Genomic DNA, 12,483 nt, shown 5'->3' with positions numbered 1-12,483 from the left:
CATCCGGTGAATCACCTGAGGGGGCGGTGGGAACCGCGGGCGACCTACACTGGAACCCATGCCCGCGACCCGTCTCCACCTCGTCCGGCACGGAGAGGTGCACAACCCGGGCCGCGTCCTCTACGGCCGGCTCCCGGGCTTCGGGCTGAGCGACCTCGGCACGCGGATGGCCCAGGCCTCCGCCACCGCCTGGAAGGACGCCGGCGTCGACGTGCGTCGGATCGTCGCGTCCCCGCTGCAGCGCACACAGGAGTCCGCCGCACCCTGGTCGGCCGCCTACGGGCTCGACGTGACGCTCGACGAGCGCCTGATCGAACCGACGAACCGCTACGAGGGGCAGCCCCCCGGGTTCACGAAGCGCTCGCTCGGCCGCCCGGCGGAGTGGCCGTGGATCGCGAACCCGCTGCGTCCCAGCTGGGGCGAGGCGTACGAGTCGATCGCCAACCGCATGCTCGCGGCGATGACCACGGCGTGGGAGAGCGTGGACGAGGGCGACGTCGTCCTGGTCAGCCACCAGCTGCCGATCTGGATGGTCCACCGGAAGCTCGCGGGGGAGCCCCTGTGGCACGACCCGCGCAAGCGTCGCTGTGACCTGTCGAGCATCACCACCGTCGAACGTGTGCCCGCCACGTCGACCGGTCGGTTCACCGAGGTCGGGTACGCGGACCCCGCGCAGGAACTGCGCGCGAACGCCGTCGACGAAGGAGCAGTGTGAACAGCACGAAGCGTGCGCGCGTCATCAGCAAGCGGTTCGCGGTCCTCGCAGCGACGGCCGTGGCCGCCGTCCTCGTCCTGTCCGGCTGCTCGTCGGACAGCGGCGGCATCGCGAAGCAGTACGGCAACGGCACGACCCAGAACTACATCTCCGGCGACGGCGCCGTGACCGAGGTCTCCGCGAAGGACCGCACCGACCCGGTCACCTTCCGGGCCGAGGACTCGAACGGTGACACCGTCTCGTCGAACGACCTCCGTGGGAAGGTCGTCGTCCTGAACTTCTGGTACGCCAGCTGCCCGCCGTGCCGTGCCGAGGCGAAGTACCTCAACCAGGTGCACGACGAGTACGCCGACGCCGACGATGTCGCGTTCATCGGTGTCAACGTGCGTGACGAAGCGGCGACCGCGGCCGCCTTCGAGCGCACCTTCGACGTGCGGTACCCGACGGTCCTCGACCAGCGCACGGGCACGATGCAGCTGGCGATGTCCGGGCAGATCGCACCGAACGCGGTGCCCGCCACGATCGTCCTCGACACCAAGGGCCGCGTCGCCGCCCGGGTCCTCGGCGCGATCGACGGCACGAGCATCCTGCAGACCCTGGTCAGCGACGAGCTCGACGCCGGCAAGGCCTCCTGACCCGTGACCTCCAACCCCTTCGCCGACGCGATCCTGAGCGGCCAGATGGCCGTGGCGCTGCCCGTGGCGGCGCTCGCCGGGCTCGTGTCGTTCCTGTCCCCGTGCGTGCTGCCGCTCGTTCCGGGGTACCTCGGGTACGTCGGCGGTGTCGCCGAGGGCGGGCAGCGTCGGGGTCGTGTGGTGCTCGGCGTGCTGCTGTTCATCGCCGGGTTCACCGCGGTGTTCGTGGCGTACACGACGGTGTTCGGGGCGCTCGGCTTCTGGCTCGTGCGGTGGCGCGACCTCATCACGCAGGTCCTCGGGGTCGTCGTGATCGCGATGGGCCTGGTGTTCGTCGGTCGGTTCACGTTCCTGCAGCGCACCATCAAGCCCGGCTGGACCCCGGCCACCGGGCTCCTCGGCGCCCCCCTGCTCGGCATCGTGTTCGGCCTCGGCTGGACCCCGTGCCTCGGCCCGACCCTGGCGGCCATCAACCTGCTCAGCGTCCAGTCGGGCAGCGCCTGGCAGGGCATGTGGCTCGGGGTCGCCTACTGCCTCGGGCTCGGTATCCCGTTCGTCCTCGTCGCCCTCGGTGCCGGTTGGGCCACGGGGGCCATCGCGGCGGTGAAGCGCCACATGCGCACCGTCAACATCATCGGAGGAGCGATCCTGATCGTCATCGGTCTGCTCATGGTCACCGGTATCTGGTCGGCCGTCATGTCGAGCGTCGGGGCGGTGATCCAGAGCTTTGTCCCCGCGGTCTGACCTCAACGAGCACGTCCCGACGGGCGCAGGCGACGGGGCCGACAGCGCCTCCGACCCGCAGCGACCGTCCGACCACGTCGACGGCTCCGGCCCCACCGACGGTGGCATCAACCAGCCGAAGCTCGGCTTCGTCGGGTACCTCCGGTTCTTCTGGCGGCAGCTGACGAGCATGCGCACGGCGCTGTTCCTGCTCATGCTGCTCGCCCTCGCGGCCATCCCGGGCTCGCTCGTCCCGCAGCGCACCGCCGACCCGAACGGCGTCGTGCAGTACAAGGCCGACCACCCGCAGCTCTACCCGGTCCTCGACAAGCTCCAGGTCTTCGACACCTACACCTCGGTGTGGTTCTCCGCGATCTACCTGCTGCTCTTCATCTCGCTCATCGGCTGCATCGTGCCCCGCACGAAGCACCACTGGCAGGCCCTGCGGACCCGTCCGCCGAGGACCCCCGCGCGGCTGACGCGACTGGCGGGCTTCCGCACCGTGGCGGTGCAACCCGACGCGATGATCGACGGGACGACCGGGATCGACGCGACCACGGGCCTCCCGTCCGCCGAGCACGCGGTGACGCGCGCGATGGCGATCCTGAAGCGGTCCGGGTACCGCGTCGAGCGGTTCGGTGACTCGGTGAGCGCGGAGCGCGGCTACCTGCGCGAGACCGGCAACCTGGTGTTCCACGCCGCCCTCGTCGGGGTGCTCCTGGCGGTCGGTGTCGGCGGCGGCTTCGGCTTCACCGGACAGCGCCTGCTGGTCGAGGGGCAGACGTTCTCGAACGTGCTCGGCTCGTACGACTCGTTCAACCCCGGACGCTGGTTCCAGCAGACCGACCTGCAGGGCTACAACCTCCGCCTCGACAAGTTCGTGACGAAGTACGAGGAGCGCAACCTCGACGCCCTCGGTCAGGCGCTCGACTACTCGGCCACCGTCACGAGCACCGAGAAGGGCGGCGAGCCGAAGACGAGTCGCCTCGGTGTGAACGACCCGCTGCACGTCGGTGGCACGAACGTCTACCTGCTCGGCAACGGCTACGCGATGCAGGTCACGGTGCGTGACGGCGACGGCAACGTGGCGTTCAAGGACGTCGTGCCGTTCCTGCCGGAGGACGCGAACTACACCTCCACCGGCGTCATCAAGGTGCCGGACGCGAAGCCGGACCAGCTCGGCATGGTCGGGTTCTTCTACCCCACCGCGTCGAAGCTCGCGAGCGGCGCGTACTCGAGTGCCTACCCGGACACCCAGAACCCGCTGCTGACGCTGCAGGTCTACACGGGTGACCTCGGGCTCGACAGCGGTGTACCGCAGAGCGTGTACACGCTGAGCACCAAAGGTCTCGACCAGATCGCCGGTCGGCAGTCGGACACCGCGAGCATCGCGCTCGAGCCCGGCCAGACGAAGAAGCTGCCGGAGGGTGCCGGGTCGATCACCTTCGACGGCGTCAAGCGGTACGTGTCCCTCGACGTCCACCACGACCCCTCGCAGCTCTGGGTGGGCGGGTTCGCCCTGCTCTCCACCCTCGGCCTGCTCACCTCGCTGTTCGTCCCGCGCCGCCGCGTCTGGGTGAAGGTCGTCCCGCGTCGCGATGCGCAGGGCGGCGAGTACGACCTCGAGTACGCCGGGCTCGCACGTGGCGAGGACCCGAACCTCGAACGGGCCGTCGCGGACATCGCACAGCGCCACACGTCGGACCTCGGAGTTAGGATGCCCCAGTGAACGACATGACCACGAACCTCGCGACCTACTCGGTCGTGCTCACGTACTCCGCGATGGCGGTGTACGTGGTCGCGTTCATCTCGTTCGCCCTCGACATGGCCAAACGCTCCGGCGAGGTCACGGCCGCCGCGAAGAACGCGGGCGCCGACGACAGCTCGTCCGACGCGGCAAGCGCCGCGTCGGAACGCGGCGCGAAGACGGTCGCGACCGTCCGCGGCGGCACCGTCGTGCTCGAGCAGGTCGCCGCACCGCCGTCGGGTGGCTCGGCCGGTCGCGGGACGAAGTTCGAGCGCGTCGGCATGGCGATGACGATCCTCGCGCTCGTCCTGCACGTCGCCTCGGTCGTCCTCCGCGGCATCGCGGCCGACCGTGTGCCGTGGGGCAACATGTTCGAGTTCTCGCTGACCGGCACGGCGCTGATCACCCTGATCTTCCTGCTCGTGCAGTTCTGGCAGAACCTGAAGTTCCTCGGTGTCTTCATCACCGGCCTGACGATCATCCTGCTCGGCATCGCGACGGTGAACTACTGGGTCCCCGTCGTCCCGCTGCAGCCGGCCCTGCAGTCGTACTGGCTGGTCATCCACGTCTTCGTGGCCATCGCCGGCACCGGGTTCTTCGCGCTCGGCGCGGGGCTCGCGGTGGCGCAGCTCGTGCAGACGTACCGACAGGGCCGCACGGCCTCCGGCAAGCTCCGCTTCATGGCGACACTGCCCGACGCCGACCGGCTCGAGGTCCTGACCTACCGCGTCCTGCTCGTCGGCTTCGTCCTCTGGACCTTCACCCTCATCGCCGGTGCGATCTGGGCGGAACGCGCCTGGGGCCGCTACTGGGGCTGGGACACGAAGGAGGTCTGGACCTTCATCATCTGGGTCGTCTACGCGGGCTACATCCACGCCCGCGCGACCCGCGGCTGGCGCGGTGCGCGGTCGTCCTGGCTGGCCCTCATCGGCTTCGCCGCGGTGATGTTCAACTTCTCGGTCGTGAACGTCTTCTTCAAGGGCCTGCACAGCTACTCGGGTCTGTGAGCACCACGGGTCGCTGATGCGGCCCTGGTCGCGACCACGACCGGACGGGAGGCACGGTGCCAGCGGGCACCGTGCCTCCCGTCCGTCGTCGGGTCGCGTGCACGGCCAGGAAGACGCCGTCGTGTCGGTGGGACGCCGCGTCGTCGGCGAGACGCCGCAGGTTTCGGCGGCGTCTCGATGACTCGGCGGCGTCTCGATCACGCGGCGGCGCCGAAAGGAGACGCCGGCGTGTTGCGAAGACGCCGGCGTCTTGCGGAGACGACGGCGTCTCGCGAGGACGCGGCGGGTGCGCTACCCGGCGGCGAGCAGTGCGTGCACGCGGGCCACCCGCGCACGCCACCACGCCGTGCGCTCCGGCGACGCGGCGTAGCGCTGCACCAGCTCGGGCGCGACGTCGACCCGGCGCACCGGCACCCGACCGCCGACCGGCAACAGGGGATCGGCCGTGACGTCCCCGGCGAACATCGCCGCCGTCCCGAGCCCTGCGGCGTACCCGGGGGTCATCGCCGCGGCGGCCAGGAACGCTCCCATCCCGAGCCCGACCGAGGTGTCGAGCGCGCTGGAGACGACGCACGGCAACCCGGCGTCGGCGATGACGGCACGGGCCGCGCTGATCCCGCCGAGCGGCTGGGCCTTCACGACCAGGACGTCGGCGGCACCGGCCCGGGCGACGGCGAGGGGGTCGCTCGCCTTCCGGACGCTCTCGTCCGCGGCGACCCGGACCCCGAGACCGGCGACGCGCGACCGGAGCTCGGCGAGCTCGGGCACCGTCGCACAGGGCTGCTCGGCGTACTGCAGGTCGAACGGTGCGAGCCGCTCCAGCGCCGCAGTCGCCTGCTCCACGCTCCACAGCCCGTTCGCGTCGACCCGGACCGCGGCCTCGGGCCCCATCACCCGGCGGACCGCGGCGACACGGGCGACGTCGTCGTCGACGGTCGTGCCGGGCTCCGCGACCTTGACCTTGGCGGTGGTGCACCCGGGGTACCGCGCGAGCAGGTCGGCGACGGCGTCGGCGGCGATCGCCGGGACGGTGGCGTTGACCGGCACGGAGTCGGCGGCCGGTTCGTGGTCCGTCCACCCGAAGTCGACGGTGGCCCGCAGCCAGGCGGCGGCCTCGGCGTCGTCGTACTCGACGAACGGCGAGAACTCGGTCCAGCCTGCGGGGCCGCGCAGCACGACCGCCTCGCGCGTGGTGATGCCGCGGAACCGCACGCGCATCGGCAGGGCCACCACGTGGGCGTCGGCGAGGAGTTCGGCGAGGTCGGGGAGCACGTCCGCCATCCTCCCACCGCACCCAGGGGGCCCGCCGGTTCCTCGGAGGGGACCGCCAGGGCAGGGCATTAGCATGCATCGGTCGGCCTCGGTCGGCAGGGGAACGACCCGAAAACGATGGAGGCTCGGTGGCGGTGGATCCGCGGCAGCGCGCAGCACAGCAACGCGCATCGCAGCGCCCGTCCGATCCGTCGAGCGCCGCGGCCCGTCCGGCGTCGGCAGCCCGATCGGCGGCCGCAGCCCGACCGGCGGCGGCAGCCCGTCCGGCAGCGGGCGCTCGACCCGCGGCGGCTCCCGGGCGGGACTCCGACGACTTCGCCCGCCTCATGCAGCGCAACACCGTCGACGTGCGGCAGACGGGCGCCACGAAGCGCCGCAACCCCGTCGTCGGCAAGATCGCACTCGGCCTCGCCGTCGTCTCCGCCGCGGTGGACGCCAGTGCCTTCGCCGTGTTCATGGGCGGTGACACGAACTTCGCCTTCGGGATCTGCTTTGTCGTCGTGTTCCTGACGCTCGTCGCCGCGGTGCTCGGGTTCGTCGCCGCCGTCGGCTCGTTCGGACGCTGGTACGGCGCCGTCGGGGTCGTCCTGGCGTTCTTCGCGAACCCCGTGATCCTCATCGTGATCATGGTGTTCGTCGCGCCGGAGATCCTCACCGACATGGGCGCCTGACCCGCCAGACGCCCGGCGGTACGTTGGGAGCATGGCTGCTCCCGTCTCCGACCTGTTCGACCCCGACGTCTGGACCACCGCTCCGATCGCGGAGCAGTTCACCGACATCACGTACCACAAGCACGTCTCCAAGGGCATCGTCCGGGTCGCCTTCGACCGTCCCGAGGTCCGCAACGCCTTCCGCCCGCGCACCGTCGACGAGCTCTACCGCGCCCTCGACGACGCCCGGCAGGACCCCCGCGTCGGCGTCGTGCTGCTCACCGGCAACGGCCCGAGCCCGAAGGACGGCGGGTGGGCGTTCTGCTCCGGCGGCGACCAGCGCATCCGGGGGCGGAGCGGCTACCAGTACGTCGGCGACGAGGGCGCACCGCCCGAGGGTGTGGACCCGTCCGCCGCACAGGCGTCGATGGGGCGGCTGCACATCCTCGAGGTCCAGCGCCTGATCCGGATGATGCCCAAGGTCGTCATCGCGGTCGTCCCGGGCTGGGCTGCGGGCGGCGGGCACTCCCTGCACGCGATCTGCGACCTCACCATCGCCAGCGCCGAGCACGGGAAGTTCAAGCAGACCGATGCCGACGTCGGCTCGTTCGACGGCGGCTACGGCAGCGCCTACTACGCCAAGCAGATCGGGCAGAAGTTCGCCCGCGAGGTCTTCTTCCTCGCCCAGGAGTACTCCGCCCAGCGCGCGTACGAGATGGGTGCGGTGAACGCCGTGGTGCCGCACGCCGACCTGGAGCGGGAGGCGATCCGCTGGGGCGAGATCGTGCTCGGCAAGTCCCCGACGGCGATCCGGATGCTCAAGTACGCGTTCAACGCCGTGGACGACGGCATGGTCGGCCAGCAGGTGTTCGCGGGAGAGGCCACGCGGCTGGCCTACGGCACCGACGAGGCCGTCGAGGGTCGCGACTCGTTCCTCGAGAAGCGTGCTCCCGAGTGGACCGCGTTCCCCTGGCACTACTGATGCCCCGTCCGCTGCTGACGACCGGCACGTCGGACCCGACGGCCGTGCTGCGCGGCCTGGAGGCAGCACTCGCCGGCGGTCCCGCACTGCTCCCCGTCGCCGAGGGGGCTCCTGCACTGCCGACGCCACCGCCGGCCGAGGTCCGTCAGGCGGTCGCCCTGGTGGTCGAGACCAGCGGGTCCACCGGCACCGGCAAGCGCGTGGCGCTCTCGTCCGAGGCGCTCCTCGCCGGTGCCGCCGCGGCGGACGCGGCACTCGGTGGGCCCGGGCGCTGGGTGCTCGCACTGCCGACGCACTACATCGCCGGCATCAACGTCCTGACCCGCTCGATCACCGCGGGCACCGACCCCGTCGTCGTGCCACCCGGGCACTTCGCGGCCGCCGCGTTCACCGAGGCGGCCGAACGGCTCGTCACCGGTCCGGCCGCGCCCCGTCGCTACACCTCCCTGGTGCCGGTGCAGCTCGCACGCGTCCTCGACGACCCGGACGCCACGCGTGCGCTCGCCCGGTTCGACGCGGTCCTGGTCGGCGGGCAGGCCACCCCGGCGCCGCTCCGGCAGCGGGCGCTCGACGCCGGGATCCGGATCGTGACGACGTACGGTGCGAGCGAGACGAGCGGTGGATGCGTGTACGACGGCGTCCCGTTCGGCACGGTGCGCACCGCGCTGGTCGACGGCGAGCTGCACCTGGCCGGGCCGATGCTCGCCGAGGGGTACCTCGACGACGACGCCCGCACGGCGTCGGCCTTCGTCGAGCGTGACGGGCTGCGCTGGTACCGGACCGGGGACACCGCGACCCTGTCCGGCGGCGTGGTCCGCGTGCTCGGACGCCTCGACGACGTGGTGATCTCCGGCGGCGAGAAGGTCCAGCTCGGTGCGGTCGAACGGCTCGTCCGCGGGCTCCCCGGGCAGGAGGGCGCCGTCGTCGCCAGGCGCTCGGCGGGGGAGTGGGGCGAGGTCCCGGTCGTCGTCACCGAGCAGCCGCTCGACCTCGAGGCCGTCCGTGCCCACGTCGCAGCCACCCTGGGGCGTGCCGCCCGCCCCGCCGACGTGGTCCTGGTGGAGCGGATCCCGATGCTGCCGTCGGGCAAACCCGACCGTCGGGCCGTGCAGGCGCTCGTCGACCCGGTCCGCTCGTCGGGACCGCGAGCCGCCGGGCGTCCGCATCGGCAATAAGATCGGTGCTCGTGGCACGAACGAAGAACTCGACGCAGAAGCAGGGCCGGTCCGGCAACCCGGCGAAGGCCGCTGCCCCCGCCCGCACCAAGCGGAAGGCGACCGCGCGCGACTGGATCGGCGGCGCACGCCTGCGCACGCTGACCCTCGGTGTCGTCCCGGTCGTGCTCGGCACCGCCGTCGCGTTCGTCGACAGCGGTGAGCCCGGCGGCTTCGGCGACTACCTGGCGAAGGACGGCCACCTCGCGGTCGCGCTGCTCGCCCTGGCCGTGGCGCTGTTCCTGCAGATCGGCGTGAACTACAGCAACGACTACTCCGACGGGGTCCGCGGCACCGACGAGTACCGCGTCGGCCCGGCACGACTCACCGGAGCCGGCCTGGCCAAGCCCCGGACCGTGCTCACCGTCGCCCTGACGTTCTTCGGCCTGGCCGCGGTCGCCGGCCTGGTCATCGTGCTGCTCACCCAGCTGTGGTGGCTGCTGCTCGTGGGGGCCGCAGCCATCGTCGCCGCCTGGTTCTACACCGGGGGCAAGAAGCCGTACGGCTACAACGCCCTCGGCGAGGTCTTCGTCTTCGTCTTCTTCGGACTGGTCGCCGTGCTCGGCACCCAGTTCGTGCAGATCCGCGAGGTCACCGTGAACGGCTGGGCAGCTGCCGTCGCCGCCGGGTTCTTCGCCTGCGCGGTCCTGATGGTGAACAACATCCGCGACATCGACGAGGACCAGCTGGCGGGCAAGCGCACGCTCGCCGTGGTCGTCGGGCGTCCGGTGGCCCGCGTCCTCTTCGGCCTGTTCCTGATGCTGCCGTACGTCGTGCTGCTCTGGTTCGTGCTGCTGTACTTCCGCACGGGCTTCACGTACTTCTCGCTGCTGCTGGCCCTGCCGGCGCTGGCGATCGGGGTGTCGTCACGGAAGCCCCGCGAGCTCATCACCGCCCTGCAGCTGTCGTCGTTCGCCTCGCTCGCCTTCGGCGTGGTGCTCGGGATCACCCTGGCCGTCCAGCCGTAGCGGTTCCGGCTGCTCGACCGGGCGGCCCCGCGTCCGGTCAGTCGGCGTCGGTGTCCCGGCGCGCTCCGTGCCGGTCGGCGTCGGACACCGGACGGACGGTCGGGGTGGCCGCGGCGTCGGAGTCGGCGGCGTCGACGAAGTCGTCCTCGAAGTCCGAGTCGGCGTCGCGCTCCGGGGCGCCGCGGCGGTTCGCCAGGCTCAGGGCCACCTGTGTGCGCAGTCCGGACAGGGCGATGTACGAGATGAGCAGGCCCACCAGGGCGGCCACGATCGTCGCCCAGTACCACGGCATCGGCGTCAGGAGCAGGAGGAGCACGAGCGCCACCACGAAGATGCCGAGCCGAGCCAGGGTGTACAGGAGCCACGCTTTCACACGGTGAGTCTACGGAAGCGTCGACCGGCAGGGGCATCACAGGGTCGCGACCTAGACTTCACCGCATGGTCCGCTTGTGGTTGATCGTCGCCGTGGCCGCCGTCGCCTTCACGGTGTACGCGGCGATCGACTGCGGAACGATGCCGCGTCAGCGTGTCCGTTCCCTGCGTCGCGGCGTGTGGCTCCTGCTCGTCATCATCCTGCCCGTCCTCGGCGGCGTCCTCTGGTTCCTGCTCGGTCGCACCCCGGCGGCCGACCCCGGTGCTTCCGCCCGCTACCGTGGACCCGAAGACGACCCGGACTTCCTCGGCACCACGCCGGAGCCGGGCACCACCCTCACGGACAAGGACCAGGACGACGCGACCCTCCGAGACCTCGAAGACCAGTTCCACGAGCGCGACGACGACGGCCGCACCGATCGCTGACGGCCCCGTCGGTTCGGGCAGCCCGGCGACGGACACCGCGCTCGCCCTCCTGCAGGAACTCGTGCGTGCCGGCGTCACCGACGTCGTCGTGAGTCCCGGGTCACGTTCCCAGGCACTCGCCCTCGCGGCAGTCGCCCTGGAACGCGCCGGTGGGCTGACCGTGCACGTGCGGCTGGACGAACGGACCGCCGGGTTCTTCGCACTCGGGCTCGCGGTCGAGACGCACCGGCCCGCAGCGGTGGTGACGACGTCGGGCACCGCGGTGGCGAACCTGCACCCCGCCGTGCTCGAGGCGCACCACTCCGGCGTGCCGATCATCGTCCTGAGCGCCGACCGCCCCGACGAACTGCGCGGCATCGGCAGCAACCAGACCACCGTCCAGCCGGGGCTCTTCGGCCAGGCCGTCACCTTCGTCCGCGACGTCGAGGCCCCGTCGGCGCACGGTGTCGACGCCTCGGTCCGCGACACCCTGCGCACCCTCGCCCGACAGGCCGTCGCCGCCGCAGCGGGGCACACCGGGCAGCCCGGTCCCGCGCAGCTCAACGTCGCGTTCCGTGAGCCGCTGTCCGCCGGGCTCGCCCCGGAGCACGTCAGCCCCGTGCCGGACGACGAGGTCGACCTGGCGTTCGCCACCCGCCGCGCACACACCGGTCTGCCGGTCGCCGAACTCACCCCGGACGACGAGCCGGGCACCGTCGTCATCGCCGGGCACGACGCCGGCGAGGACGCGGAGCGGATCGCCTGGGAGCTCGGGGCGCCACTCCTCGCCGAGGTGTCGAGCGGCGCGCGCTTCGGCCGCAACCTGGTCGTGGCCTACCGCGAACTGCTGCGCGACCCGGACCACGGCGGCGCGGTCCGCCGGGCCGTCGTGCTCGGCCACCCGACCCTCAGCAGGGAGGTCCCCGCGCTCCTGCAGCGCGACGGGGTCGAGACGATCGTGGTCCGCGGACCGGCAGCCGACCCCTTCGACCCGGCCCGTTCCTTCCGACCGGACGCCGTGACCACCTTCGTGTCCGACGTCCGCGTGACGGGCCGGACCCGGCCGGAGCACCGCGCGTGGGTCGGCCGCTGGGTCGGCTCCAGCCGGCGGATCCTGGGGGACGGCGACGCCGGCCCCGACCTCGACGCCAAGCGTTCCGCCGACCGCGCCGAGCGGAACAAGTTCCTGCGTGACGAGGTCGCGCTCCGTCGCCGACCCGTCGACCGCGCCATGCTCGCCGAGGCCGTCTGGGGCGTGACCTGGCCGCACGACCGGCTGGTCCTCGGGGCGTCGCAGCTCATCCGTGAAGCCGATGCCCGGGTGCTCGGCAAGAAGATCCGGGTGCACGCGAACCGCGGCCTCGCCGGCATCGACGGCACCGTCTCGACCGCGCTCGGCATCGCCGCGGCGCTCGAACACTCCTCGGCCTCGGTGGGCACCACCCGCGTGCTCCTCGGGGACCTGACGCTGCTGCACGACCTCGGCGCGTTCGTCACCGGCACCGAGGAACGCACCCACCGGGTGCAGGTCGTCGTCGGCAACGACCACGGTGGCGCGATCTTCCGAGGGCTCGAGGTGGCGAAGACCACGCCGGAGGCCGACATGCGGCGGATGATGTCGACCCCGCAGCACGTCGACGTCGAGCGGGTCGTCACGGGCCTCGGGTGGGAGTACCGCCGGGCGGCGACGTGGGGTGACCTCGAGCGGGTGCTCACCGACCCCGCCGAGCGGGTCGTGATCGAGGTCCCGCTGGCGGACTGACCGGTCGCGCGGCTGCGCCCCGCGCGGCTAC

General features: G+C 72.0%; 13 protein-coding genes. 11 read left to right on the top strand and 2 right to left on the bottom strand.

Annotated features, from left to right (window positions below):
* The first annotated feature begins 58 nt into the window (after positions 1 to 58).
* The 5 genes from FFG40_RS14870 to ccsB are packed head-to-tail and all read left to right on the top strand — an operon-like array spanning position 59 to position 4,827.
* Positions 59 to 715, top strand: a complete 657-nt coding sequence (locus FFG40_RS14870; protein WP_111032008.1) for a histidine phosphatase family protein — start codon at positions 59 to 61, stop codon at positions 713 to 715.
* Positions 712 to 1,350 carry a TlpA disulfide reductase family protein gene (locus tag FFG40_RS14865; protein ID WP_138803866.1) on the top strand — a complete coding sequence of 213 codons (639 nt, stop codon included), beginning with the start codon at positions 712 to 714 and terminating at the stop codon, positions 1,348 to 1,350. The genes FFG40_RS14870 and FFG40_RS14865 overlap by 4 nt, the downstream gene beginning before the upstream one ends.
* A 45-nt stretch (positions 1,351 to 1,395) precedes the next feature.
* On the top strand, positions 1,396 to 2,094 hold the full coding sequence (locus FFG40_RS14860) for a cytochrome c biogenesis CcdA family protein (RefSeq protein ID WP_110861628.1): 699 nt from the start codon (positions 1,396 to 1,398) through the stop codon (positions 2,092 to 2,094).
* Positions 2,078 to 3,802 (top strand): cytochrome c biogenesis protein ResB, encoded by a 1,725-nt coding sequence (locus FFG40_RS14855; RefSeq protein WP_260678887.1) that lies wholly within the window; start codon positions 2,078 to 2,080, stop codon positions 3,800 to 3,802. Before FFG40_RS14860 ends, FFG40_RS14855 begins: the two co-directional genes overlap by 17 nt.
* Before the next feature lie 5 nt (positions 3,803 to 3,807).
* On the top strand, positions 3,808 to 4,827 hold the full coding sequence (gene ccsB / locus FFG40_RS14850; protein WP_138804034.1) for a c-type cytochrome biogenesis protein CcsB: 1,020 nt from the start codon (positions 3,808 to 3,810) through the stop codon (positions 4,825 to 4,827).
* Positions 4,828 to 5,118: 291 nt separating this feature from the next.
* Here the strand turns inward: ccsB and FFG40_RS14845 are convergent, their stop codons facing one another.
* Positions 5,119 to 6,108 (bottom strand): o-succinylbenzoate synthase, encoded by a 990-nt coding sequence (locus tag FFG40_RS14845; RefSeq protein WP_138803865.1) that lies wholly within the window; start codon positions 6,106 to 6,108, stop codon positions 5,119 to 5,121.
* Between the two features lie 119 nt (positions 6,109 to 6,227).
* Here FFG40_RS14845 and FFG40_RS17180 point away from each other — a divergent pair, with 119 nt between their 5' ends.
* The 4 genes from FFG40_RS17180 to FFG40_RS14825 are packed head-to-tail and all read left to right on the top strand — an operon-like array spanning position 6,228 to position 9,913.
* A complete protein-coding gene (locus FFG40_RS17180) occupies positions 6,228 to 6,770 on the top strand; it encodes a hypothetical protein (protein ID WP_185974201.1) in 543 nt (180 codons plus the stop codon).
* Between the two features lie 31 nt (positions 6,771 to 6,801).
* Positions 6,802 to 7,731 carry a 1,4-dihydroxy-2-naphthoyl-CoA synthase gene (locus FFG40_RS14835; protein ID WP_138803864.1) on the top strand — a complete coding sequence of 310 codons (930 nt, stop codon included), beginning with the start codon at positions 6,802 to 6,804 and terminating at the stop codon, positions 7,729 to 7,731.
* Positions 7,731 to 8,906 (top strand): AMP-binding protein, encoded by a 1,176-nt coding sequence (locus FFG40_RS14830; protein WP_138803863.1) that lies wholly within the window; start codon positions 7,731 to 7,733, stop codon positions 8,904 to 8,906. Before FFG40_RS14835 ends, FFG40_RS14830 begins: the two co-directional genes overlap by 1 nt.
* Positions 8,907 to 8,911: 5 nt before the next feature.
* Positions 8,912 to 9,913: a 1,4-dihydroxy-2-naphthoate polyprenyltransferase gene (locus FFG40_RS14825; protein WP_138803862.1), complete on the top strand. Its 1,002-nt coding sequence runs from the start codon at positions 8,912 to 8,914 to the stop codon at positions 9,911 to 9,913.
* A 37-nt stretch (positions 9,914 to 9,950) separates the two neighbouring features.
* On the opposite strand, the gene FFG40_RS14820 is transcribed toward FFG40_RS14825, so the two are convergent.
* Entirely contained in the window at positions 9,951 to 10,286 is a 336-nt protein-coding gene (locus FFG40_RS14820) for a DUF4229 domain-containing protein (RefSeq protein ID WP_138803861.1), read from the bottom strand.
* A 65-nt stretch (positions 10,287 to 10,351) separates the two neighbouring features.
* Here FFG40_RS14820 and FFG40_RS14815 point away from each other — a divergent pair, with 65 nt between their 5' ends.
* Together FFG40_RS14815 and menD are read left to right on the top strand one after the other, a co-directional pair.
* Complete coding sequence (locus FFG40_RS14815) at positions 10,352 to 10,711, top strand: PLDc N-terminal domain-containing protein (protein WP_071406307.1); 360 nt, start codon at positions 10,352 to 10,354, stop codon at positions 10,709 to 10,711.
* A complete protein-coding gene (gene menD / locus FFG40_RS14810) occupies positions 10,704 to 12,452 on the top strand; it encodes a 2-succinyl-5-enolpyruvyl-6-hydroxy-3-cyclohexene-1-carboxylic-acid synthase (RefSeq protein ID WP_138804033.1) in 1,749 nt (582 codons plus the stop codon). The genes FFG40_RS14815 and menD overlap by 8 nt, the downstream gene beginning before the upstream one ends.
* Positions 12,453 to 12,483 lie beyond the last annotated feature (31 nt).

This window comes from Curtobacterium sp. KBS0715, from assembly GCF_005938005.2.
GTDB lineage: Bacteria > Actinomycetota > Actinomycetes > Actinomycetales > Microbacteriaceae > Curtobacterium > Curtobacterium flaccumfaciens.
The sequence above is the reverse complement of the archived record's forward strand: the minus strand, read 5'-3'. Positions and strand labels throughout refer to the sequence as shown.